The sequence below is a fragment of the Parviterribacter kavangonensis genome (assembly GCF_056863335.1).
Window position 1 is genome coordinate 189,368 of sequence record NZ_JBXPJA010000001.1, and the last position, 22,807, is coordinate 212,174.

General features: G+C 74.3%; 20 protein-coding genes. 8 read left to right on the plus strand and 12 right to left on the minus strand.

The annotated features are described in order from the left end of the window. Nucleotides 1-22: 22 nt before the first annotated feature. Nucleotides 23-868 carry a hypothetical protein gene (locus tag AC1UE4_RS00900; protein WP_482915336.1) on the minus strand — a complete coding sequence of 282 codons (846 nt, stop codon included), beginning with the start codon at nt 866-868 and terminating at the stop codon, nt 23-25. Between the two features lie 170 nt (nt 869-1,038). On the opposite strand from AC1UE4_RS00900, the gene AC1UE4_RS00905 reads away from it, so the two are divergent. The 4 genes from AC1UE4_RS00905 to AC1UE4_RS00920 all read left to right on the plus strand — a co-directional run bounded on the left by AC1UE4_RS00905 (nt 1,039) and on the right by AC1UE4_RS00920 (nt 4,575). Next, nucleotides 1,039-2,853 carry a PQQ-dependent sugar dehydrogenase gene (locus AC1UE4_RS00905; RefSeq protein ID WP_482915337.1) on the plus strand — a complete coding sequence of 605 codons (1,815 nt, stop codon included), beginning with the start codon at nt 1,039-1,041 and terminating at the stop codon, nt 2,851-2,853. An 83-nt stretch (nt 2,854-2,936) separates the two neighbouring features. After that, entirely contained in the window at nt 2,937-3,458 is a 522-nt protein-coding gene (locus AC1UE4_RS00910; RefSeq protein ID WP_482915338.1) for a hypothetical protein, read from the plus strand. Between the two features lie 131 nt (nt 3,459-3,589). Then, the gene (locus AC1UE4_RS00915) at nt 3,590-4,141 is read left to right on the plus strand and encodes a class F sortase (RefSeq protein WP_482915339.1); all 552 of its coding nucleotides are present in this window, start codon (nt 3,590-3,592) and stop codon (nt 4,139-4,141) included. Further along, nucleotides 4,138-4,575: a hypothetical protein gene (locus AC1UE4_RS00920; RefSeq protein WP_482915340.1), complete on the plus strand. Its 438-nt coding sequence runs from the start codon at nt 4,138-4,140 to the stop codon at nt 4,573-4,575. The genes AC1UE4_RS00915 and AC1UE4_RS00920 overlap by 4 nt, the downstream gene beginning before the upstream one ends. 5 nt (nt 4,576-4,580) lie before the next feature. Here AC1UE4_RS00920 and AC1UE4_RS00925 read toward each other — a convergent pair whose 3' ends face one another. Beyond that, nucleotides 4,581-4,787: a hypothetical protein gene (locus AC1UE4_RS00925; protein ID WP_482915341.1), complete on the minus strand. Its 207-nt coding sequence runs from the start codon at nt 4,785-4,787 to the stop codon at nt 4,581-4,583. 67 nt (nt 4,788-4,854) lie between these two features. Between AC1UE4_RS00925 and AC1UE4_RS00930 the strand changes: the two genes are divergently transcribed. After that, nucleotides 4,855-6,498, plus strand: a complete 1,644-nt coding sequence (locus AC1UE4_RS00930; RefSeq protein ID WP_482915342.1) for a serine/threonine-protein kinase — start codon at nt 4,855-4,857, stop codon at nt 6,496-6,498. Here the strand turns inward: AC1UE4_RS00930 and AC1UE4_RS00935 are convergent. Next, on the minus strand, nt 6,495-8,225 hold the full coding sequence (locus AC1UE4_RS00935) for a hypothetical protein (protein WP_482915343.1): 1,731 nt from the start codon (nt 8,223-8,225) through the stop codon (nt 6,495-6,497). The genes AC1UE4_RS00930 and AC1UE4_RS00935 overlap by 4 nt on opposite strands. Continuing rightward, complete coding sequence (locus AC1UE4_RS00940; protein ID WP_482915344.1) at nt 8,222-9,763, minus strand: FHA domain-containing protein; 1,542 nt, start codon at nt 9,761-9,763, stop codon at nt 8,222-8,224. Before AC1UE4_RS00940 ends, AC1UE4_RS00935 begins: the two co-directional genes overlap by 4 nt. A 189-nt stretch (nt 9,764-9,952) precedes the next feature. Here AC1UE4_RS00940 and AC1UE4_RS00945 point away from each other — a divergent pair, with 189 nt between their 5' ends. Continuing rightward, nucleotides 9,953-12,508: a UPF0182 family protein gene (locus AC1UE4_RS00945; protein ID WP_482915345.1), complete on the plus strand. Its 2,556-nt coding sequence runs from the start codon at nt 9,953-9,955 to the stop codon at nt 12,506-12,508. Here the strand turns inward: AC1UE4_RS00945 and AC1UE4_RS00950 are convergent. The 4 genes from AC1UE4_RS00950 to AC1UE4_RS00965 are packed head-to-tail and all read right to left on the minus strand — an operon-like array spanning nt 12,426 to nt 15,555. Continuing rightward, on the minus strand, nt 12,426-13,757 hold the full coding sequence (locus tag AC1UE4_RS00950) for a calcium:cation antiporter family protein (RefSeq protein WP_482915346.1): 1,332 nt from the start codon (nt 13,755-13,757) through the stop codon (nt 12,426-12,428). The two genes, AC1UE4_RS00945 and AC1UE4_RS00950, sit on opposite strands and share 83 nt — an antisense overlap. 6 nt (nt 13,758-13,763) lie before the next feature. Further along, the gene (locus AC1UE4_RS00955; RefSeq protein WP_482915347.1) at nt 13,764-14,441 is read right to left on the minus strand and encodes a site-specific integrase; all 678 of its coding nucleotides are present in this window, start codon (nt 14,439-14,441) and stop codon (nt 13,764-13,766) included. Nucleotides 14,442-14,497: 56 nt separating this feature from the next. Continuing rightward, nucleotides 14,498-15,163, minus strand: coding sequence for a response regulator transcription factor (locus AC1UE4_RS00960; protein WP_482915348.1), 666 nt, complete (start codon nt 15,161-15,163; stop codon nt 14,498-14,500). Between the two features lie 23 nt (nt 15,164-15,186). After that, nucleotides 15,187-15,555: a response regulator gene (locus tag AC1UE4_RS00965; protein ID WP_482915349.1), complete on the minus strand. Its 369-nt coding sequence runs from the start codon at nt 15,553-15,555 to the stop codon at nt 15,187-15,189. Between the two features lie 301 nt (nt 15,556-15,856). On the opposite strand from AC1UE4_RS00965, the gene AC1UE4_RS00970 reads away from it, so the two are divergent. Together AC1UE4_RS00970 and AC1UE4_RS00975 are read left to right on the plus strand one after the other, a co-directional pair. Beyond that, complete coding sequence (locus tag AC1UE4_RS00970) at nt 15,857-16,786, plus strand: LysR family transcriptional regulator (RefSeq protein WP_482915350.1); 930 nt, start codon at nt 15,857-15,859, stop codon at nt 16,784-16,786. Continuing rightward, a complete protein-coding gene (locus tag AC1UE4_RS00975) occupies nt 16,786-17,229 on the plus strand; it encodes a universal stress protein (protein ID WP_482915351.1) in 444 nt (147 codons plus the stop codon). The genes AC1UE4_RS00970 and AC1UE4_RS00975 overlap by 1 nt, the downstream gene beginning before the upstream one ends. Nucleotides 17,230-17,232: 3 nt before the next feature. On the opposite strand, the gene AC1UE4_RS00980 is transcribed toward AC1UE4_RS00975, so the two are convergent. From AC1UE4_RS00980 to AC1UE4_RS00995, 4 genes are read right to left on the minus strand one after another with little or no spacing between them, the layout of a single operon-like run. Further along, the gene (locus tag AC1UE4_RS00980; protein ID WP_482915352.1) at nt 17,233-17,415 is read right to left on the minus strand and encodes a sensor histidine kinase; all 183 of its coding nucleotides are present in this window, start codon (nt 17,413-17,415) and stop codon (nt 17,233-17,235) included. Then, the gene (locus AC1UE4_RS00985; RefSeq protein ID WP_482915353.1) at nt 17,381-18,733 is read right to left on the minus strand and encodes an ATP-binding protein; all 1,353 of its coding nucleotides are present in this window, start codon (nt 18,731-18,733) and stop codon (nt 17,381-17,383) included. Before AC1UE4_RS00985 ends, AC1UE4_RS00980 begins: the two co-directional genes overlap by 35 nt. Continuing rightward, a complete protein-coding gene (locus AC1UE4_RS00990; protein ID WP_482915354.1) occupies nt 18,705-19,598 on the minus strand; it encodes a manganese catalase family protein in 894 nt (297 codons plus the stop codon). The genes AC1UE4_RS00985 and AC1UE4_RS00990 overlap by 29 nt, the downstream gene beginning before the upstream one ends. Nucleotides 19,599-19,657: 59 nt before the next feature. Beyond that, nucleotides 19,658-22,609, minus strand: coding sequence for a GAF domain-containing sensor histidine kinase (locus tag AC1UE4_RS00995; protein WP_482915355.1), 2,952 nt, complete (start codon nt 22,607-22,609; stop codon nt 19,658-19,660). Nucleotides 22,610-22,807: the final 198 nt, after the last annotated feature.

Sequence of the window (22,807 nt, forward strand, 5' to 3'; positions counted from 1 at the left end):
CGTTCCGGTAGGTGCGGAGGGATCAGCCCTCGGCGGGCGCCGGCGGCCACCACGTGGTGACCTTGGCCTCGATCTGCTTGTCCGCCGCGATGGCGGCGGCCAGCGCGGTCTTCGCCGCAGCCGGAGTCGTCGTGTTCTCGACCGCCGCCTGCATCTGCTGGATCTCGTCGTCGATCAGCGTGTTGAGGCCCGGCATCAGGGGCGCGTAGGTCGGGACCTCGCCCTCCTCCTGGGCGGCGCGGGCGCGGCCTTCCTCGGCAGGCGGAGCCGGCTCGGCGGCGTGGACCGCGTTGACGAGGCGGTTGCGGAGGATGATCGACGTGTTCAGCGTCGTCTGGACGCGGTTGAGCAGCGCGCCGGTCGTGTCACCCATCAGGTTGACCGCCGTCGTCGCGGCCTCGTACTGGTTGGTGAGCACGGCGAACACCGCGGTTGGGCCGTCGGCGATGACGGGGCCGGCGGGGCCGTCGTCGCTCTTGCGCGCGGTGATCCAGCTGATGTGCTTGCCGCCGCGGAAGTTCCGGCGGTGGGACTTGCGGATGGCCCTGCGGGCCATGAACTTGTAGGTGGCGGCCCTCGCGCGCCCCTCCTCGGCCGGCGGGGCCGGCGGGTGGGCGAGGATGTACCGGGCGCCGAGGTACGAGCGGATGAGGTTGCGGCGTACGGCCTTCAGCGGGTTCACCGCGCCTGCGCCGTCACCGGACTCGACCGCGCTCGAGGCATCGTCGAGCGACGCCGCCGTGCGCACCATCGGCACGTTGACGATCGCGGGCAGGGTCGGCGGGGCGTCGCTGCCCGCCATGGCGGCCCCGGGGAGGGCGAGCGCGGCGCCGGCGGCCAGCGGGAGAACGGTTCTGAGTCGAACCATGGGTCGGTCTCCTTTCGCGAGATCCTGGGTGGTGGTCGTGCATCTGGCCGGTCCTGACGGCCGTGAACCCAAGCTTCAAGGCGGCCCCGCGCGCGGACGCGCCCCTGCGGGAGCCCTGGGGGGCTTCGCCACCCCCAAGGCGCGAGCACCGCGATCTAGCGTCGCGCCGCATGACGCGAGTCCTCGCCCTGCGCCTCTTGCCAACCCTCGCCGCGCTCGCCGCGGGAGCCGCCGTCCTGCTGCTCGCCGGCCGCACCGCCGCGGGCGCCGCTGGCGGCGAACGCCTGCCCGACCTCGACCAGGCGACGCCGTCGGACCTCGTCATCACGCGCGGCGGCAGCGTGCAGCAGCCGGTGTACCGGCTCGGCTTCCGCTCGGCGATCGCGAACGTCGGCGACGGCCCCCTCATCATCGACGGCCACCGCTCACCGAGCGAGCCCATGATGACCGGCGACCAGATCGTCGAGCGCGACGGCGCACCCGGGCGGGTGGTCCCCGGGGTGGCCACGCTGCGGTTCACGGTCTCGCGGGACCACCGCCATTGGCACCTGCTCGGCTTCGACCGCTACGAGCTGCGCAGGGCCGGGAGCGCGGCTGCGGTCGTGCAGGACAAGAAGACCGGCTTCTGCGTGGGCGACCGCTACCCCAAGAGCGACGGCGTCCCCGGGTCCGCGTCCGAGCGCCCGCGCTGGCGCGGGCGCTGCGGCCTCGGCGACACCGGCCTGCTCGGCATCCAGGAGGGCATCTCGGTGGGGTGGGGCGACGACTACGACGCGAACCTCGAGGGCCAGTACCTGCTGCTCTCCGGTCTGGCGGCCGGCCGGTACGTCCTCGTCCAGGAGGTCAACGCCGACCGCCGGCTGCAGGAGCTCTACTACGGCAACAACGCGGCGTCGCTGCTGCTCGACCTGCGCTGGCGTCACGGCATCCCGGAGGTGCGGGTCGTGCGCAGCTGCCCGGAGACCGACCGCTGCGACCTCGAGGCGCGCCCCCGCGTGGGGACCGTCGCGCGCGGGCTGGCGATCCCGTGGGACATCGCGTTCCTGCCCGATGGCCGCGCGCTCGTCAACGAGCGGCCCGGCCGCGTTCGGCTGCTGAGCCGTGACGGCAGGCTGCAGCGTCGGCCGGTGGCGACCGTCCGCGTCAGCGCCCGCGGCGAAGGCGGCCTGCTCGGCCTCGCCGTCGACCCGCGGTTCAGCACGAACCGCTTCGTCTACCTCTACTACACGACGGCCGCGGGCATGCGGCTCGAGCGCCGGCGCTTCGCCGGCGGCACGCTGCACCGGGAGCGCTCGCTCGTCGAGGGCATCGCGGCGGGGGCGGTGCACGACAGCGGCCGGATCGCGTTCGGGCCGGATGAGCGCCTCTACATCGCGACTGGCGACGCGGGCGACGGCGAGCTCGCCCAGCGGCCGGACTCGCTCAACGGCAAGCTGCTGGCGCTGACACCGGACGAGTACCGCGGCGATGGAGGACGACCCGTGATCATCGCGAGTGGGTTGCGCAACCCCCAGGGCTTCGACTGGGAGCCCGGGACCGGCCGTCTCCTCGCGACGGACCACGGCCCGAGCGACGACGTCGACGGCGTCTCCGCAGATGACGAGGTCAACGCGATCGCCGAGGGGGCCGACTACGGCTGGCCGCGTGCCCATGGCATCGGTCAGGCCGGCTTCGCGGCTCCGCTCGAGCTCTACCGCGATGCGGTCGCTCCGTCGGGCGCGACGTTCGTGACCGGTCCGGGCTCGGCATGGACGGGTTCGTTCGTCTTCGCCTGCCTCCGCGGCGCGCAGCTGCGCCGGCTCACGTTCTCAGGGGCCCGCATCGTCCACGACGAGCCGCTGCTGGCCGGGCGCTACGGACGTCTGCGCACCGTGGTCGAGGGGCCGGGCGGAGCGCTGTACGCGCTGACGAGCAATCGCGACGGGCGCGGAGTCGTGCACCCCGGCGACGACCGGATCCTGCGAATCGACCCTCCGCGCAGGTAGGACCGATCACGTGAGACTCGCGGCGTCTTGTTGTGCGCCCGAGCGCCCGTAGCGTCGATCTTCCGATGCTCACAGGAGGCACCATGCTCAGGCAGATTCTCACGGCGACGACGCCCGTCGCGGTAGCGCTCTCGATGGCCTTCGCGCCTCACGCGTACGCCGGCGAGGACGACGACGCGTCGCCCCCGCCCCCGCCGCCGCCCGCCGAGCAACCGGTCCCCGTCGTGACCCAGCCGGTGCAGCCTCCGGAGCAGACGCCCACGCCGGCCCCGGCAGCACCGCTGCCGGTCGAGACGCCGAAGCCCTTGCGGACGACGAACGCGCCGGTCACCCGCGACGGTCAGCCCGCCCCGAAGGCGGGTCAGCCCGCCCCGAAGGCGCGGCCGGTCACGCGGACTCCCGCCAGCCCGCAGGCGAGGTTCGTCCCGGTCGCGCGTCAAGTGTCGGTCGTCCCGCATGGCGGCGTCGGCGCGGGCGCCGGCGGCACCTCGGCACGCGACACGGACGCGCCCGCGGCGCTGCTCGGGGCGGGCGGCGGCCTGCTCCTGCTCGGGGTCGCCGGCGGCGCGCTGACGCTGACCCCGCGGCGGCGCACGCAGGCGTGAGCCTGCCCCCCGCCCGCCTGCTCCGACACCGCCGGGCTACGAGTCTGGCGGTGTCGGGCGCCGTCGCCTTGGCCGGTGCCGGCCTCGTCGGGCGGTGGTCGGCCGGTGACGTCCCCGCCTCCGTACCGCCGGTGGCACCCCCCGCAGCGGTGACGGCCCCGACCGGCGCGGCACCGCAGGCATCGAACGTCGGGGCACAGGAGCCGCGCGCCGTCCTGGCACGCCGCCGCCGAGCGTCGCTGCCGCGGTCGATCCGGATCCCGACCATCGGCGTCGACGCGTCGCTCGTCCCGCTCGGGCTCACGGTTGACCACCAGCTCGAGGTGCCGCAGAGCTGGGAGAACGCCGGCTGGTACACCGGCGGTCCCCGCCCCGGCGAGCACGGCCCCGCCGTCATCGCCGGCCACGTCGACTCGACGTCCGGCCCCGCCGTCTTCTACCGGCTCGGAGAGCTGCGCCGCGACGATCCGATCTACGTCCGGCGCGCGGACGGCAGCACGCTGCTCTACCGCGTCGACGGCGTCGCACGCTGGCCCAAGGACCGCTTCCCGACGCACCGCGTCTACCGGGCCGTCGGCCCGGCCGCGCTGCGACTCATCACGTGCGGCGGCTCGTTCGACGCGCAGACGGGCCACTACCGCGACAACACGATCGTGTTCGCCACGCGGCGGAGCGAGACGTGAGCCCTCTGCGCACCGCGGGAGCCGTCGCCGCCGTCGTCCTCGCGATCGCCGTCTGCGTCCGGGGCGCGACGCCGGCGTCCGCCACGGCCGTCCCCCCGGCCGCGGCAGCGCCCGCGGCTATCAGCCTTGACTGGCTGTTCGGCGAGGAGGACGAGAACGAGCCGGACGAGCAGGAGAACAGCGACGGCACCGGCGGCCGAGCGGACCCGGACGATCAGGACGACAACCAGTCGGCAGCGCCCCTCCTCCCAACGTGGCTCGGGCTGGTCGCGCTCGGGCTGATGCTCGCCGTCGTGACGATCGCTGCCGTGTGGGTCCGGCGGATGCTGCGCCGCTTCGGCGTGTGGCGCGACGTCGTCGCAGAGCAGTCGCGCAAGGCGTGGGACTACGCGCGCGACGTCGCGGGCGGCGCGCGGGAGCGGGCGCGCCGATGAACGGCCTACTCGTCACCGGCGGGGGCGAGCACGCTGCTCAGCGCGGCCGGCTGGAGGCCGGCGAGGCCGGCGGTGTCGGCGCCGACGGCATGGGCGACCACCGCCAGCGCGACCGCCAGCAACCCCACGCCCACGAGCGTGCGCCGCGACGCCGTGATGCGGCACATCGCGACGGCGTGCTTGAAGAACCAGAGGGAGCGAGGCGCGGGCATGCCTTCTAGCGAACCGGGCGCCCGGACCCGTGACAACAAGCGCGAGCTATCGCGTCGTCGCGACGGCGTGTCGGCCAGGACGGTCGGGGGCTACGAGATCCTCGACGTGGTCGGCGAGGGCGGGATGGCAACCGTGTACCGCGCCCGTCAGCTCGACCTGCAGCGGATCGTCGCGCTCAAGGAGCTGAGCGGCCTGCGCCGCGCCGACGGCAACGCCGTCCGCCGCTTCCTCCGCGAGTCGCGGCTGACCGGATCGCTCGGCCACCCGAACGTCGTCACCGTCCACGACTACTTCGAGTCCGACGGCGTTCCGTACATCGCCATGGAGTACGTCGAGGGCGGGTCGCTGCGCCCGCTGGTCGGCGACCTGTCGCTGCCGCAGATCGCCGGCGTCCTGGAGGGGATCCTCTCCGCGCTGGCCTACGCCGAGCGCCGCGGCATCGTCCATCGCGACCTCAAGCCCGAGAACGTCCTGCTGACCTCCGACGGCCGCGTGAAGGTGGCCGACTTCGGCATCGCCAAGGCCACCGGCGCTGCGGCGCTGACCGCGTCGCTGACGGTGGCGGGCAACACGGTCGGCACGCCGCTGTACATGGCGCCGGAGCAGGCCATGGGCAAGGAGGTGGGGCCGTGGACCGACCTCTACTCGACCGGGATGCTCACCTTCGAGTTGATCGCCGGCCGCACGCCGTTCGATGACACCGACGACCCGATGGGCGTCCTCATGCGGCAGGTCAACGACCCGGTCCCGTCCGTGCGCGACGTCGAGCCCTCGGCCGGGGCGGAGCTGTCGGCGTGGATCGACCAGCTCGTCCGCAAGGACCCCGCGGAGCGGACGCAGACGGCGGCCCGGGCGTGGGACGAGCTCGAGGAGATCGCGCTGCACCTGGCCGGGCCGCGCTGGCGCCGGGCAGCCGCCATCACGCCGCACCTGCTGCCGCCCCCCGAGGCGGTCGCGCCCCTTGCGGCGACCGTCGCCCCGCGCCGGGCGCTGCGCCCGCTTGCCGCCGAGACGCCCGCCACGGCGCCGCTTCCGGCCGAGCCTTCGGCGGGCCCGGGTCGCGCTCGCAGGCTCCGCCGCATCGCGATCGGCACGCTCGCCGTCTCCGCCGTTGCCGCTGCCGCGTTCGGCGGCACGGGGGGTGGCGCTGGGAGGACGGCGGGGGGACCCGAGCGGACGGCGGCGGTGACGCCCGCGCGCGAGACGGCGGCCGAAGCACAGGCACCGACGAGCGGGACCGGGGCCTCGTACACGCGTGCCGTGGCCTCCGCGAGCAGCAGCCTGCAGGACGTCGAGCGAACGCAGGGGCCGAGGCTGACGTCCGCACCTGACCCCGCGGCCCGGGCCACTGCGGCGCGGACGCTCGCCGGCGTGTACGACGCCGTGGCGAACCAGCTCTCGCGGCTCGACCCCGGGCCCCCCGGCCGCGACGCCAACGTCGAGCTGGTCGCCGCGCTGCGCGATGGGGCTTCCGTCTACCGGCGCGCCGCCCGCGCGGCGCGCTCCGACGATGCGAAGGCCTACCTCGCGGCGACCGCGGAGATCCCGGCCGCCCGCGCCCGTCTCGACGCCGTGCTCGCGGTCGTGCCGCAGGCCGGCCCGCCGGCCACGAGAGAGCAGCGCACGCCGGCGGACCGGTCCGGCTCCGACGACTCCGGCGTCGGCGACTCGCGCTCGGACGATCCGAGTGACGACGAGGAGGGCGACTAGCCCTTCAGGAGGCCACGCGCCTCGGCGAGCCGGAGCTGGTAGCGCCCGCGGTACTGGGCCGCGGGACGCTCGACGTCGGCGATCCACTCGCCGTAGGCGGAGGGGTCGTCGACAGCCAGTCCGGCGGCGAGGCGCTGCTGCTTGACCGCCTCGGCGTGGTCGAGGAACCAGTCGAGCTGCAGCTGCGGCTCGTCGGGATAGCCGGCGTAGTCCGCGTTGTCCCAGATGCTCGTGCGCATCTGGAAGAACCCGACCGAGTCGGCGTCACCGTGGTCGAGGTTCGCGAGCCCGGATTCGACGAGTGCCGCCATGACCGGCAGCTCGGGCGGTAGCCCTCGGCGCTTCGCGGCGGCCGCCATCCACGCGGCCAGGTCGGACCGCCCGGCGTCGTCGCCCGGGTAGTCGCCCGGGGCGGCGTCGAGGTCGGGCTCGTCCGGCACGTCCGCATCGGCGTCGGGCGCGTCCGAGTCCGAGTCGGAGTCGTCGCCATCCGAGCCGGAGTCCGCGTCGTCGCCGTCGGAGCCGTCGTCGCCGTCGGTGCTGTCGTCCTCCTCGGGCTCGTCGTCCTCGTCCTCGTCCTCGTCCTCGTCGTCACCGGATCCCTCGTCGTCGCCGGACTCGCCGTCCTCGTCTGAGTCGGACTCGTCGTCGGCCTCCGCGTCGGTGTCGCCGCCGGGGTCCTCGAGGCCGCCGGGCTCGTCGTCCTCGTCGTCCGAGTCCTCCGGGCTGGGCCCCTCATCGGGCCCGAGCGCCGACCGCAAAGGCTGCTCGTCGTCGTCGGCGGGCAGCGGCGGATCGTCGTTCGGCGTGTCGCTGTCGGGCACGTCACCCGAGTCGTCGTCGGTCGCCACCGAGTCGGCGGCGACCTGCTCGGGCGGCTTCCAGCCCGCCGGCACTGGGTCGTCGAACCCGACGTGGAGGTGGTTCTGGTGGGCGGCGTCGGTGAAGTACGCCGCTCCCGGCAGCGCCCAGGGCGAGCCGATCTCGGTCGGGCGGATGCTCGCGGGCAGCTTCGACAGCGCGAGCGCGATCCTGCGCGCCGTCTCGTTGCCGGGCCCGACGGGCCGGCCGTCGATCGTCGCGATGTCGACGGCCCGGCCGTAGAAGTGGTTGGAGATGCTGCCGCCGGTCGTGAACTTCGGGTGGTCGGACTTCGTCGCCGAGACCGTGATGCGGTGATCGCGGGCGATGCTCTCGAGCACCGAGACGAGGCGGCTGTCCATGTGACCGCCACGGAAGTCGGCCAGCCCGCTGGCGTCCAGCGTGACCTGGTGGTCGTTCAGCAGCGCGGCCGCGAGGCCGTGGCCCGACCCTCCGCCGTGGGGCGGGTCGGCGGCCGCAACCGCCCTGAACTGGCCTGCGGCGTGGCGGTCGTACGTCGCGGCCCGGGCCTCGGCGACCGCCGGCAGATGGAGGTGCGAGAGCACGTCGCCGACCGCGGGCGGAAGGTCGCCGATGTCGGGCAGGATCTCACGGGAGAGCTCGAAGATCGCCGCTCCCTCGAGCGCGGCCGCGATGAACACGCCGGCCAGTCCGGAGCGCGACTCGCGGTCGTCGAGGGTCTGGAACGGCCGGGCGCCGCCGACGGCGAGCTCGTCGGCGAGCTCGTCCAGGCCTGCCGCCCGCGAGGCGATGACGGGGTTCCGGCGGAACTGCGTGCGGTAGCCGGGATCGGAGAGCAGGCGCTCGAGCAGCCGGGCTGCCGCCTCGGCCTGCCCAGCCGTCACGCGCTGGACCTCCGGAGTCGCCGGCGGGCCCGCAGCGACACCGTGACCAGCGCGAGCGTCGGCAGGAGCAGCAGTGCACAGGAACTCGCGGCGACCGCCCAAACGGCCTCCGGCGGGGCCGTTGCGGCCACCATGTGCACGCGCCCGGCCATGACCACCGTGGCCAGGCCTGCCGTGAACACGGACCACGCGAAGCCGAACACCGCGTAGCGGCCCAGCACGCGGGATTCGTCCGCGCCGGCGGCGCCGGCGAGCCGCCGCGCAAGCTGCGAGCGGGCCCGTTTGCGCAGGCCGGGCTCGCGCAGCACGTCGACGAGCACGTGATAGCCGTCGCGCTCGACGAACGGGTTGAGGTTCAGGCACCCGCCGAGGTACGCACCGAACGACAGCTGGAAGAACACGTCGCGCAGGCTTCCGGCCGGCGTTGCCAGGCAGCAGAGCGCGAAGCCGGCGCCCGCGGTGAAGTCCGACACCGGCCCCGCCCCGGAGATCGCGATGCGCCGCCGGCGCGGCTCGAACCACGCTTCGGAGGTGTCGACGAACGCGTACGGGAAGATCCCGACGATCTTCACGCCGGCGCGGTCGACACGGCGTCCGTAATGGCGCATGACGAGGCCGTGCGCGGTCTCGTGCAGGGCCACGAGCGCGAAGCGCCCGACGAGGAACACGAGCGCGCCGAACCCCACGCGCTGCGCGACCACGAACGGCGTGCCGTACCGCGCGATCGTGAGCCACGGGAACACGACAAGGCCGGCCAGCGCCACCGCGGCGATGGCCATGAGCGCGGGCCGCGTCAGCAGCACGCGGCCACCGCCGCGGTAGAGGCGGTCGAACGTCTCTCCGGCGCCGGGCCACGTCCAGAACCTGGGTGTCATGAGCCGCCTCACGCGGCCGCCGCGCGCGCCATCCGCCGCCTGCTCGCCTTCGACGCCGGCGAGCAGGCCGCGCTCGCCGAGCTCCGCGAGCAGTCGCGCGAGCCGCGCGGGACCATGCTCGCCCTGCCGGCGAGCAGCCTCCGCGACGAGCTCGGGCAGCGGTCGCCGCCCGTCGAGCAGCCGGAGCAGCTCGGCGTCGGCGCCCGACATCCGCACGAACCGGTCCGAGCCCAGGTCCCGCAGGACCCAACGCCGCTCGCCCTCGGACGCCTCGAGCCGCTTCAGCGCGAACCCCGGCCGTAGGTGCGGATGGGGCCCGGGCGAGGTCGCATCGGCCGGGACGACGAGCGTGAGCCCGGCCTCCGAGGCCCGTCTCGTGCGTTCGACGCGCAGTTCCACGTCGCCGAGGGCGATCGTCGTGCCGTCGTGCAGCTCGACCCGCCCGGTCGCACGGCGCCCGTCGACCCACGTCCCGTAGGTCGAGCCGGCGTCCTCGAGCAGGAGGCGACCATCGTCGGCGCGCGCGATGCGCGCGTGCTGCCGGGACACCGAGGGGTCCGGGATCTGGATGGTGCTGCCGGGCGCGCGGCCGATCGTGGCGCCCTCCGCGAGCGCCACCCGCCTGCCGTCTGCCAGGACGAGCTCGAGCTTCTCGGCGACCACTCCGCTCAGCAAACCGCGCCTCGCCCACGCGGCAACAACGCGCCCCGATCACGCGATCACCAGCGGTGGTTGGCGCGCCTACGTGCGGGCGCGAGCATCGTCGTGACGCCGATGCGGAGCCGTGCCGATCACCAGCGACCGCGTCGCGGAAGGCCGTGGTGGCTGCGCCCGCGCGGGCGGGCCGCGGTGGTGCTCCTCGTGCTCGGCCTGCTGGCGCTGGTCGGGCGCATGATCGCCCTGGTCGAGACCGACTGGCTGTGGTTCCGCGAGGTCGGCCAGGAGCGCGGCTACTGGACGATCATCGCGAGCCGGTGGGTGGCGGGGATCGCGTTCGGCCTCGCGACCACCGGCTTGCTGCTCGCGAACCTCCGCATGGTCGTGCGCGCCGCGCCCCGGCGTCCGTCGCGGTCCGTGCGGCGCGGGCTCGTTCCGGCTTGTGCGGCCGTCGCTGCCGGCGCGGGCGTGTTCGTCACGCTCGAGGTGGGGCACGCGACGTGGCAGCAGCTGCTGCTGTGGCGCCACCGCGGCGACTTCGGCGTCACCGACCCGCTGTTCCATCGCGATGCCGGCTTCTACGTCTTCACGTTGCCGGTCGAGCAGAAGGTGACGGCGTGGCTGCTGCTGACGCTCGGCCTGGCGCTCGCCGTCGCCATCGCGGGACACGCCGCCACGGGCGCGATCCGGCTCAGGCCTCCGCCGGTCTCGGCGAACCGCGGAGCCCACCGGCACGTATTGCTGCTCGGAGCCGCGTTGCTGCTCGTCCTCGCGTGGCAGCACCGCCTGCGGCAGTTCGGGCTCGTGCTGCCGCACGAAGACGGGATGGCCAACGGCGCCGGCTACACCGACATCCACGTCCGCCTGCCATGGATGCGCGCCCTCGTCGTGATGATGGCGCTGGGCGCCGCCGCGCTGGTGTACGCCGCGGTCCGCCTGTCGCGTGCGATCCCCGCGGTCGTCGTGGTGGTCGTGGTCGCGGCCGAGCTGCTGAACCCGGCGATGCTGTCGTCGGTCGTCCAGCGCGTCTTCGTCGATCCGCAGACGCTGAGTCGCGAGCGGCCCTACCTCGCGGACTCGATCCGCATGACCCGCCTCGCGTACGGCCTCGACCGCGTGGCGGAGCGTGCGGACGTCGCCGGCGGCGTCGTGTCGGAGGAGGAGCTCGCCGCGAACCGAGACGTCCTCGAGGACCTGTCGCTGTGGGACGAGGACGTCCTGCGCCGGGAGATCGACCAGCAGCAGTCGCTCGGCTCGTACTACCGCTTCCGCAGCGTCACGACCGACCGCTACCGCGTCGCCGGCGGCGAGCGCAGGACGGTGCTGCTCGCCGCCCGCGAGCTCGACCTCCGCCGGCTCAACCGCGACGGCCGGACGTGGGCGAACGATCACCTCGCCTACACGCACGGCTACGGCGTCGTCGCGGTGCCGGCGGGTGGCGTCGACGCTGCGGGCAAGCCGACGTTCCTCAACGCCGGCTTCGGGCAGGGCGAGGGGGCGACGCTGGTGCGCCAGCCTCGGGTCTACTTCGGCGAGCAGCCTCGGCTCGCGCAGCCGTGGGTGATCGCCGACAGCCATCGCGACGAGGTCGAGCAGCCGGCTCCCGGCGACGCTCCCGAGACGCCGTACCACTACGACGATCGCGGCGGCATCGGGCTCGGCCGTGTCGTGCACCGGGCGCTGTTCGCGCTGCGGTTCGGCGACCTCAACGTGCTGCTGTCGCGAACGCTCACCGCCGGCTCGCGGATCGTCCTGCACCGCGACGTCAGCGATCGGCTCCGCACGCTGGCGCCGTTCCTGACGTGGGAGCCCGATCCCGACGTCGTCGTGCTCGAAGGACGCATCGTCTACGTCACCCACGGCTACACGACGAGCGACACGTTCCCCTACTCGGAGCGGACGAGCCTCGGCCACCGGCGCGTCAACTACATCCGGGCGGCGGTCGACGCGACCGTCGACGCCGCCAGCGGAGCCGTGACGATGTACGCGCGCGTGGGGGAGGACCCGATCCTTCACGCGTGGGCGAGCGCGTTCCCCACGCTGTTCACGCCCTCCGAGGAGATGCCGGCCGAGCTCCGCACGCACCTGCGCTACCCGGGCGCCCTGTTCGACCTCCAGGCGCGGATGTGGGAGACCTACCACGCGACCGACGTCGACCGCTACTACACGAACGCGGACGCTCTGCAGCGCCCGCCGGACGTCTCAGGCGCGGTGCAGAGCGTCGGCACGGTGGCGAACCGCGTCAGCCGTGCCGCCGGCGCCGCGGCCCCGGAGATCCTCCTGGCGCGCCTGCCCGGCGAGCAGCGGCGCCGGTTCGTGCTGGCCACGCCGTTCACGCCGCACAACCAGGAGAACATGAGCAGCTGGCTGGCCGGCAGCGTCGACTGGGCGGGCAGCCCGCAGCTGACCGAGCTCAGCCTCCCGCGCTCGCGTGCGGTGCTCGGCCCGTCCCAGGCGGCCCGCCAGATCTTCGCGGCGCCCGGCATCGGCGAGCGCCTGCGCCTGCTCAACCAGGAGACGACCGACCTGCGCGACCGCGCGGTCAACACCGTCCAGCTCGGTCGGCTGCGCGTCGTCCCGATCGGCGACGGCTTCCTCTACGCGCAGCCGTTCTACGTGACCTCACAGGCGACCGGCGTGACCCGGCTGCGCCTCGTCGCCGTCCACCTCAACGGTCAGGTCGGCTACGGCCCGACGCTCGGCGAGGCGCTGGATCGCGCCCGTGCAGCGCAGCCGTCAGCAACGGGATAGCCCGCCGCTCCGACGCGAGGATGTCCGCCGCCAGCGTGAGGTACGCGACGGTCAGCATCGCGCGGACGGCGACCATCGGGATCGCCAGCTGCGCCACGAAGAGAGCCAGCATCAGGACCGCGTCGCGGCGGCCGAGGCGCAGCGTCATCAGCACCGCGACGGCGAGCAGTCCCTGCCCGGTCGTCAGGAGCACCTCGACGCGCTCGCGCGCGAGCAGCTCCAGCGGCCCCTGCCCTGCGCCGAGCGCGTAGGCGACCGGGAGCGTGCCGAGTGCGAAGGTCCACTGGCTCACGGCCGAAGCGAGCAGGACGGAGACCGCCTGCCCCGCGCGTTCGTGCAGGACGAGCACGAAGGCGATCACCAGCTCCGGCGTCTCGGTCGCGAGCGGGACGAGCCACTGGACGAGCAGGTAGGGGCTGATGCCCGCGGACTGGCCGCTCATCATCACCGCGTGGGCGAACGGCTCGGCGGTCAGCAGCACCGTGACCGCGGCGAACGCCATGAGCCCGGAGACCCACCGCTTGCGGCGCGCCGCCGGCATCCGGCCGAGCTCGGCGGAGATCCCGACGAGATGTGGCGGCTCGGGCTCGCCGGAGTTCGCCCGTCGCATGTACAGCACGTAGAGCCCGAGGAGGACGATCGCGTCCTGCCATGCCAGGTGCCCGCGCAGCACGACGAGCGGCGCGTACAGCGACGCCGCCCCGATCACCGCGAGATCGAGGCGCCGCTCGGGACGCAGGGTGACGGTCTGCACCGGCGCCTTGCCGCGCCGCACGAGCACGAGCGACGCGAGCGCCGGCATGCCGACCGCGCAGCTCAGCAGCAGGCGCGTGCTGCCCGTCAGGCTCGCCGTGACGAACTCGACCTGGCCGGTCAGCGCGAAGTACGCCTCGATGATGAACTCCGGCAGCACGGCGACGAACGCCACGCCCGCGGTGGCGAGTCCGGGGGAGAGGTCGACCTCGGCGGCCTCGGCCGCGGCGGCGAGGATGAACGCGGCCGCCATCACGGCCCCGCCGAACACCAGCACCGCGAGCATCGGCGGCACGTGCGCGCCGCCGATCCGCAGCAGGACCGCGGGCGCCGTGCAGGCGGCGAGCAGCCCGAGACGCCTCTGCCAGCCCGGCGTTGCCGCGACCGGCGGCAGCGCCGGACGCGCGGCGGCGTGCGACCGCGGACGCGACGCCGTGCGAGCGCACGGCCGTCTGCCGCTCCCGGGCGGCGCGGTGGCGGGTCGCCAGACGGCCATCGGGCGTCAGGCGGAACCCAGGAGCGCGACGAGCGCGGCGACGACGAAGAGCACGAAGACGCTGCGCAGCGCGTACTTCAGCAGCGTCGCGGGCAGCTCCACGACCGGCCTGAAGGCGGCGTCGTCGCGCGGGCGCTCGGCGCGCGCGGGCGGCGGGCGCACGTCGGTGGCCTCGTCCCGGGACGGGTCGTCCCAGCCGGTCCAGTCTTCGGAGGGCCTGGCATGCCCGACCGCCGGCATGGACAGCGTGTCGGCGGGGCTGACCGCCGCATCACCGCGCTCGATCGCGTAGCCGTAGAGCGCGCGCAGGGCGCTCACGACGGACCGGATCCGGCTCTCCGACAGCCCCTCGGCGCCGAGGCGGTCGACGAGCGCCTGGATGTCCTCGCGGCGGACGTCACGCAGCGGCCGCTGCCCGAGCGCCGGCACGACGTGGTGGCGCAGCGCGCCGCGCACGTCGCGCAGCGCGCTCGGGAGGTACGGGCGGCCGCTGCGGTTGAGCACGCCACCCGATTCGGCGGCGGCGGAGAACGCCTCCACCGCGTCGGCGACCGTCGACCCGAACGGGGGCGGGGCGGGAGCGGGCGCAGGCCGGCCGGCGACCGCCGCGAGGTCGCTCGTGGACGTGCGAGATGCCGTCGGCTGCCACCACGGGTACTCCACCCCACCGGCCGATCGCTGCATGCGCCGAACGTACGCACGGGCGCGGGGGCGCGCGAGAGGCGTCGCCTCTCGCGTGATCAGTTCCGCGAGTCGCGCAGGTAGGTGAGGACGGCCATCACGCGCCGGTGCTCGAGCGGCGTGGGGCCGAGGTCGAGCTTCTGGAAGATGCCCGTCACGTGCTTCTCCACGGTCGCGTCGCTGACGACGAGCGTCTCGGCGATCCCGTGGTTCGACTTGCCCTCCGCCATCCCGGCGAGAACCTCGCGCTCGCGCGGGCTGAGGTTCTCGAGCGGGCCACGCGGCCGGCGCCTGCCGAGCATGCGGCCGACGACCTCCGGGTCCAGCGCGCTGCCGCCGCCGGCCACGCGCTCGACGGCCTGCAGGAAGGCGTCGACGTCGCCGACGCGCTCTTTGAGCAGGTAGCCGACGCCCTCGGCCCGCTCGCCGATCAGGTCCAGCGCGTACTGCTCCTCGTAGTACTGCGACAGCACGAGCACGCCCGTCTCGGGCCGCTGGCGCCGCAGCTCGAGCGCGGCGCGCAGGCCGTCGTCGCTGTGGTGCGGCGGCATCTGCACGTCGGCGATGACCACGTCGGGGGTGTGCGCGAGCGCCTTGCGCAGCAGGTCATCGGCGTCGCCGGCCTTGGCGACGACGTCGTGGCCGGCCTCGCCGAGGAGCCGGGCGATGCCCTCGCGCAGGAGCACGTCGTCCTCACCGATGACCACACGCAGCGAGACCGACATCACGCGACTCTACCTACACCCGCTCAGCTTTCGGACGTCCCGGCGAGGAGATCCTCGATCCGGGAGTTCGGCAGGTCGGACTTCGCGACGAACGCGCCGGCTCCGGCGTCGCGCACGTCCTCGGCGGACGCGGCGTCGGGGTCGGTCGAGGTCAGCACGACCCGCGGCGACCACGGCTGCGCAGTGAGCCAGCGCGCGAGCGAGATGCCGTTGCCGTCGGGCAGGCCGACGTCGACGAGCACCGCGTCGGGTCGCAGCTCGGACGCCGCGTGCTCCGCCTCCGCGATCGTCTCGGCCTCGCCGATGACGACGAGCCGCCCGCCGTCGAGGACACGCCGGACGAGCCCCCTGAAGACGGGGTCGTCGTCGACGACCAGCACCGACACCTCCATGGGGGGATCATCCCACCCCCCGGGAGCCCGCTGGGTAGGGACAACCCGAAGCTTTCGGCTCCCAGTTCGGGTTAGCCCGACCTCGTGTTCCGGGACGCCCCACGAACGTCTCGGGCACGCGGGCATTCCGAGGTCGGCCCCCGCGATGGACGCTTCCGGCATGGTCATCGGATGTGCTCGAGGGGGAGACCGGATGCAGGACAGCAAGGTCGTGGAAACCCGGCGCGGCAGCGCCCACACCTTCGACGGCATGACGCCCCGGCCGCCCCGGCCGCCGCGTCGCCGGATCTGAGCAGACGTCATGGAGCTCCGTCATCTCAGGTACTTCGTCGCCGTCGCCGAGGAGCTGCACTTCCGGCGGGCGGCCGAGAGGCTGCACGTCGCGCAGCCGGCGGTGAGCGAGCAGATCCGCAAGCTCGAGCAGGAGCTCGGGGTGCGCCTGTTCGACCGCACGCAGCGCAGCGTCGCGCTGACGCCCGCCGGCACCGCGATGCTCGAAGAGGCCCGCCGGGTCCTGCGCGGCGCCGACGTCGCCCAGCAGGTCGCCCGCAGCGCCGGCGACCGCGCGGCGCTCCGGCTGCGCGTCGGCTACCTGGCCGACTCGCTGCCGGCGAGCGTGCCACGCGCGCTGCGCGTCGTCGCCTCGTCGTTCCCGGCGATGGACGTCGAACTCGAGACCGGCCCGGCGCTGCGGCTCGTGCAGAGCCTGCGCAACGGCGAGCTCGACGCGGTCATCGCGGCCCTGCCCGTCCCCGTCGCGGGCCTGCGCGTCACGCCGCTCGCGCCGCAGTGCGCCGTCGCCGCGCTCCCGTTCAGCCACCCGAGCGCCCTCGCGCAGTCGATCGGCCTCAAGCAGCTCGCGCCCGAACGCGTGGTGGTGCTTCCCCGCGACGCGAACCCCGCCTTCCACAGCGCGGTGGTCTCGATGTGCCGCGACGCCGGCCTGTCGCCCACCTTCGTCGAGGCGGCCGAACCGCGGGTCGAGGACGCGCTGCTGAGCGTCGCCATGGGCGCCGGGGTGGCGCTGATCCCGGAGGCGGCCGCCGACCGGTACCGCGCACCCGGCGTGCACTTCGTCCACCTCGCCACCGCCGAGCCCGCGTTCCAGACCGCCGTGCTCACACGGCCGGACGCAGCGAGCCCGGTCACCGAGCGCCTCCTCAGCACGGTCGCCGCGTCCGCGCGCCTGCGCGCCGTCGAGTCGGCGCCCTCCGTCCCGGTCGCGGCCTGATGTTCCACCGCATCCTGGTGGCGGTCGACGACTCGTCGCACGCCGAGCTCGCGCTGTCGCACGCCATCGACCTCGCCCGCGCCGAGCACGCGCGCCTGACGATCATCAACGTCGTCTCGTCGATCCCCGCCACCGGATACCCGATCGCGGGCGGCGGCGAGATCGCCGTCGCGGCGATGCACGACGCCGAGATCGATGCCCTGGAGCTGGTTCAGCGGGCGCGCGACCGCGTCCCGGCCGGCGTCGAGGTCGGGACGGTCGCGCCCGACGACGAGCCCGTTGCGCCCGCCATCATCCGCGAGATCCGCGACGGCGGTCACGATCTCGTTGTGGTCGGGTCGAGGGGTCGCGGCGCGATCGGGTCCGCCCTGCTCGGCAGCGTGAGCCACGACGTGCTGCACCACAGCCCGGTTCCCGTGCTGATCGTGCACGACCCGCGCTGATCCTCAGCGCGGCGGCAGCGGGAGCATCGCGGCCACGCACGTCCCGCCGTCGGGGCCGGCGCCGACGTCGAGGTGGCCGCCAAGCGCCGTGGCGCGGTCGCGGAGGCCGACGAGCCCTTGGCCCGAGGGGTCGACGCCGCCGATGCCGTCGTCACGGACCTCTATCTGCAGCCTGTCTCCGCACACCGAGACGTCGACCTCCGCGCGACCCGCGCGAGTGCTTCACGACGTTCGTCAGCGCCTCGGCGACGATGAAGTAGGCGTTCGCCTCGATCTCGGCCGGGAAGCGGTCGTACGGGATGGCGACGCGAACCGGGACGCTCAGCCGCGAGACAAGGGCGTCGACGCCGGCCAGGAGGCCGCCGCGCGCGAGCGTCGCTGGTAGCAGCCCGTGCGCGAGCTCGCGCAGCTCGTCGTTGCCGGCCTCGGCCTGCTCGAGCGCCTCGGCGAGCAGGCGCTGCGCGTCGCCGCAGGCGTTGGCCCGCAGAGCGCGCTGCGCGAGCTTGAGCGTCACCACGGTGTGGACGAGCCGCTGCTGCGCGCCGTCATGGAGATCGCGCACGACACGGCGCCGCGCGTCGTTGCCGGCCGTCAGCAGACGCGCGCGCGAGGCCATGAGCTGGTCGCAGCTGTGAGCGTTCGCGATGGCGATCCCCATCAGCTCGGTGAACTCCGCGAGCCGCAGCTCGCTGTCTGGCGGCAGCACGTCGCCCCGCGTCGTTGCGGTGACGACGCAGCCCCACAGCCGCCCGTCGACGACGACTGGGGCGGCCACGGCGGCGCGGATGCCCGCAGAGCTCACCGCCTCTGCGACCGGCCCGCCGGTGGCGCGGCCGTAGCCGTCGATCCGGAGCGACCGGCCGGTCCGGTGCACGATCGACGTGGCGTTCTCGTCTACCAACTCGACCCGCGTGCCGGTGGGCAGCAGGTCCGCGAGCTCGCCGGCCCCGGTGACGATCACCGCGCGCTTGTCGTCCTCGTAGCGCCACAGCCTGCTCTCCTCTGTGCCCAGCAGGTCGCGCGTCTCCCGGGCAACCGCCGCGAAGACGTCGGCCTGCGACGCGCCCTGGGCGACGAGCGTCGCGACGCGGCGCAGCGCGGCTTGCTCATCTGCGAGCTCGATGCGCGCCGCCTCGGACAAGTCGGCGCGGCGCGTGGCGCGGATCGCGAGCTGGCCGATGGCTACCCCGGTGAGGAGGTAGGCCCCGAGCGTGAAGAGGTTCTGCGCGTCCGGCAGCGCCTCGGCGTGGGTCGGCGGGAACCGGTACCAGTCGAAGCCGACGAGGACCGCGATCGCGACCGGGATCGCGAGGACCGCGGCTCCGGCGCGCATCAGCACCAGGACGGCGGCGACCGAGAGGAGGCCGAGCGGCACCGCCGCGAGGTCCGACTCGGCGGCCGCGAGCGTCACGGAGACGGCGATGAAGGCCGCGAGGCCGACGGCGAGCGCGACCGCGACCTCGGCGCCGAGCGACCTACGCGGCGCGTCGTGTTGTGCCGTCACCGAAGCCGGCCTCCCGGCGCAGCCGCCGGGCGATCTCGGCGATCTCGTCGGGCGCGTAGTCGGGGGCGAACACGTCGGTCTCCGCAGGCTGCTCGGGCCACGCGAACCCCTCCGGCGCGGGATGCTCGACGCGGAGCTCCTCGCCGGTCTCCGGATGCGTGCCCTTGAAGACGGCGGTGAGCTCCACGTAGTCCTCGGGGGAGAACCGGTAGAGCGTCCGGTGCGAGCCGCGCGCGAGGTGCGGACGGCACTCCGGGATCTTCTCGGTCGCGATGCGCGGCATCGGGAACGACCTCGTCAGGTCGACGCCGGTGAGCAGCTCGAGCGCGCGGGCGTAGGCGACTTGGTGGACGCCGCCGCGGACGAGCAGGTAGCCGGTCAGCGCGCGCGCCGCCGGGTGGTCGACGGCCTCGTAGACCTTCAGCTTGCCGTTGCGCGCGCCGGTCTCGAGGAAGAAGTTGTGCGTGAGGTCCTCGACGAGATCGCCGGAGGAGAACACGTAGTCGCCGGTCCACGGCGCGCCGCCGGAGTCGACCGGCAACACGCCCTTGCCCGACTTGAGGGCGTGGGCCGGGTTGCCGCTGCGGACGATCTCGCGTGCGTCGGCGCCGGTGAGCATCGACGTGATCGTCGCGCCGACCGCCTCGACGTGGCCGTACTCCTCGGCGGCGATGTTGGCGATGAGGTCGTAGAACGGCCGCAGCTCCCTGCGACCGCGGAAGCTGAACGACTGCATCGTGTAGTTCATGAGCGTCGACATCTCGCCGAAGCGCCCGCCCATCAGCTCCTGCACGGCCATCGCGCCCGCGGGATCCGGGTCGCCGGACGGGATGTCGACGCCGAGGCGGTCGTAGCGGAGGATCATTCGGGCCGGCTCCTCAGACGGGTCACAGACCGATCACGTTGAGGCGGGCCCGGCGGGCCTCAAGAGGCGGCCGCGATCGCCCGATCGGGCCCGCAGATCAGAGGCAGGCTCGCGACGACGACCGTCCCACGCCCCACGGGGCTGTCGATCGAGAGCCGGCCGCCGAGCGCGCTGACGCGGTCGCTCATCCCGACGAGCCCGTGACCGCTCAGGTCCGCGCCGCCGGCGCCGTCGTCGGCGATCTCCACCCGGAGCGCGCCACTGCGCACGGACGCCCGTACGGCGGCGCGCCGAGCGCCCGCGTGCTTGACGACGTTGGTCAGCGCTTCGGCGACGATGAAGTACGCGCTTGCCTCAATCTCGGCCGCGAATCGCTCGCCTGTCACATCCACGTCCACGCGGTGATCGAGGCGCTCCACGAGCGACTCGACGCCGGACCGCAGGCCGCCGCTCGTGAGCACGGTGGGCAGGATCCCGTGGGCGAGCTCGCGCAGCTCGCGGTTGCTCTGCTCCGCCGACGCCAGCGCCTCGTCGAGCACGGAGTGGGCCGAGCCGTCGCCCTCGCGGAGCGCGCGCTGCGCGAGCTTCAGGCTCAGGATCGTGTGCACCAACCGCTGCTGCGCGCCGTCGTGCAGGTCGCGCACGACCTTCCGCCGGGCGTCGTCCGCTTCGCTGAGCAGCCGCGCCCGGGACACCGTGAGCTGCTCGCGGCTGTCGGCGTTGGCGATCGCCGTGTCGAGCAGCTCGGCGAACTCAGCCATCCTCGCCTCGGTGTCGACGGGCAACGGGTCGTCGCCGCGCCAGCTCGCGGTCAAGACGCCCCAGGGCCTGCCCTCGAGGACGATCGGCGCACTGACGGTGACGGGGGGCCGATCGTCCTTGGCGGGGCCCGATCCGCGGTGCGCGACGACGCTCACGCCGCCGTCCGGCTCGTGACGGCCGAGCGTCACGTCGTCCGCGCCGAGCACGGCGAGCATCTCGGCCGTGACGGCGTCGAACACCGCCGCGGGGGGCGCCCCTTCGGCGACGAGCGTCGCGACCCGCCGCAGCGACGCCTGCTCGTGCGCGAGCCGCGCGAGCTCGCCGCGCGCGTGGGCGTTCGCGAGCGCCGTGCCGAGCAGGTCGGTGAACTGGCGCATGCGCGTCTCCGTGTCCGCGCCGAAGGCGGCCGGCCGCCGCGAGTGGAGGGCGAGGGCTCCCCACAGCGTCCCCTCGACGACGACGGGCGTCGCCACCGAGGACCGCATCCCCGCCTTGTGGAAGAGCTTGGCGACGAAGCCGGTGGCCTCGCTCCAGTCGTCCCGGCGCACCGCCTGGCCCGTGGCGGCCACCGTTGACGCCGGGTCGTTCTCCAGCATGTGCCAGCGCGGCGCATAGCGTGGATGCCGGCCGTCCGCGGCCCACACGCCCACCGCGATGACGTCGCCGCCCTCGAAGCGGCCCAGCCCGGACAGGTCGCCGCCGAGCAGGGTCCCGGCCTCGCGGGCGACCGCGGTGAAGAGCTCCTCGGGCGCGACGTCCTCCGCCACGAGGGTCGCGACGCGCCGCAGCGCCGCCTGCTCCTCGGCGAGCATGCGGAGCTCCGAACGCGCCTGGGCGTTGGCGATCGCAGTCGCCACGAGCTCGGTGAACTGCACGAACGGCTTCTCGACCTCCCGCGGCAGCCCGTCGGCCTTCGTGTCGCAGACGAAGATCGCGCCCCAGGGACGTCCCCCGACGATGATCGGGACGCCGATCGCGGACCTCAGGGCGAGCGGCGCCGCCTCCGGCAGGTCGGTCATCCACTGCGCCGTTGCCTCCTCGTCGAGCAGGACGGGACGGCCGGCCTCCAGGAACGCGGCGAAGGAGCCGCGCATCGGAAGCCGCTTCCCCACGAGGCCGTCGGGGACCGGGCCGCGGGCGCGGACCGCGACGAGCGTGAGGATGTCGCCCGGCTCACAGCGGAACATGCTCGTCAGCTCGTTGCCCACGACCGCGCGCACCTCGTCGCCGACCGCGGCGAGGATCTCGTCGGGTGCGCAGCCGGAGGCGACGAGCGTCGCGACCCGGCCCAGCGCCGCCTGCTCGGCGGCCAGCCGCTCGGCGCGCGCGTGCGACTCGGTGTTGGCGATCGCGCTCGCCATGAGCTCGGTGAACGCCCCGAGACGCGCCTCCGTGTCGGCCGGGAGCGGCTCGCCGCGGGTCGTCCCCGCGATCATCGCTCCCCAGAGGCAGCCCTCGACGGTGATCGGCGTGCCCACTACCGAGCGGATGCCGATTGCCCGCATCTCGGCGCCGATCATCCCGCTGAGCGTGCTCTGGTCGTCGATGCGCGCGGGCCGCCCCGTCCCGGCGACGAGCGAGGTCGCGTTGTGCCCGCCGAGCGGTAGCCGCGACCCGACGCCGAATCGCGCCGCCAGCGCACCCGTGCTCGCTACCACGGCGGCGGTCCCCTCCTCGTCGTAGCGCACGATGCGGAACTCCTCGGTGCCGAGCAGCCACTGCAGCTCATCCGCGATCGCGGCGACGACCTCGCCCTGCGACGCCTCGCGCGCCACCAGCGTCGCCACGCGACGCAGTGCGGTCTGCACCGCGTCGATGCGCCGCCGCTCGGTCACGTCGCGGCCCACGCCGTACATCAGCCCGTCCTCGACGACCGGCGTCGCCTTCCACTCGAGGATCCGGTACGCGCCGTCCTTGCGCCGGTAGCGGTTCTCGAAGGAGACCGTCGTCCTGCCGGCGGTGATCGAGCCGATCTCGGCGGCGGTCCGCTCGATGTCCTCGGGGTGGACGAGCTCCTCGTACGGACGAGCGAGGAACTCCTCCGGCGTGTAGCCCAGGATCCGCTCCACGGCCGGGTTGACGCGGATGAAGCGCCCGTCGAAGTCGGCGATCGCGACGAGGTCGGTCGAGAGCACGAAGAGCCGATCGAGGTCGGCCCGGGTCCTCGCGCGCCGCCCGCGGCCGGCGCCGAGGGCCGCCGCGGCGGCGGCGAGCGCGCGCCTGACGGCGAGTGTCTTTCGCGGCCTCATCCAGGAGCCCTCCGAGAACGCCATCTTCGCGCTTCGCGCGCGGCCCGGTAAAGGCCTGGAGGACGGCGCGCGCCGCCCGCCGGCCGCGAGGCCGGCGGGCGGGGAGGGCGCGTGCCTGCCTGGTCAGGTGCCCAGCTTGGTCCGAGCGTGGTGCAGGGCGAGCCGGGCGGTCCCGGCGGCGGCGGTCACGGCCTTCAT

Excerpts from the sequence above, each read along its gene's own strand:
- AC1UE4_RS00975 (WP_482915351.1), top strand. The coding sequence starts at position 16,786 with ATGTTCCACCGCATCCTGGTGGCGGTCGACGACTCGTCGCACGCCGAG.
- AC1UE4_RS00950 (WP_482915346.1), bottom strand. The coding sequence starts at position 13,757 with ATGGCCGTCTGGCGACCCGCCACCGCGCCGCCCGGGAGCGGCAGACGG.
- AC1UE4_RS00910 (WP_482915338.1), top strand. The coding sequence starts at position 2,937 with ATGCTCAGGCAGATTCTCACGGCGACGACGCCCGTCGCGGTAGCGCTC.
- AC1UE4_RS00925 (WP_482915341.1), bottom strand. The coding sequence starts at position 4,787 with ATGCCCGCGCCTCGCTCCCTCTGGTTCTTCAAGCACGCCGTCGCGATG.
- AC1UE4_RS00965 (WP_482915349.1), bottom strand. The coding sequence starts at position 15,555 with ATGGAGGTGTCGGTGCTGGTCGTCGACGACGACCCCGTCTTCAGGGGG.
- AC1UE4_RS00995 (WP_482915355.1), bottom strand. The coding sequence starts at position 22,609 with ATGAGGCCGCGAAAGACACTCGCCGTCAGGCGCGCGCTCGCCGCCGCC.
- AC1UE4_RS00990 (WP_482915354.1), bottom strand. The coding sequence starts at position 19,598 with ATGATCCTCCGCTACGACCGCCTCGGCGTCGACATCCCGTCCGGCGAC.
- AC1UE4_RS00955 (WP_482915347.1), bottom strand. The coding sequence starts at position 14,441 with ATGCAGCGATCGGCCGGTGGGGTGGAGTACCCGTGGTGGCAGCCGACG.
- AC1UE4_RS00960 (WP_482915348.1), bottom strand. The coding sequence starts at position 15,163 with ATGTCGGTCTCGCTGCGTGTGGTCATCGGTGAGGACGACGTGCTCCTG.
- AC1UE4_RS00905 (WP_482915337.1), top strand. The coding sequence starts at position 1,039 with ATGACGCGAGTCCTCGCCCTGCGCCTCTTGCCAACCCTCGCCGCGCTC.
- AC1UE4_RS00900 (WP_482915336.1), bottom strand. The coding sequence starts at position 868 with ATGGTTCGACTCAGAACCGTTCTCCCGCTGGCCGCCGGCGCCGCGCTC.
- AC1UE4_RS00970 (WP_482915350.1), top strand. The coding sequence starts at position 15,857 with ATGGAGCTCCGTCATCTCAGGTACTTCGTCGCCGTCGCCGAGGAGCTG.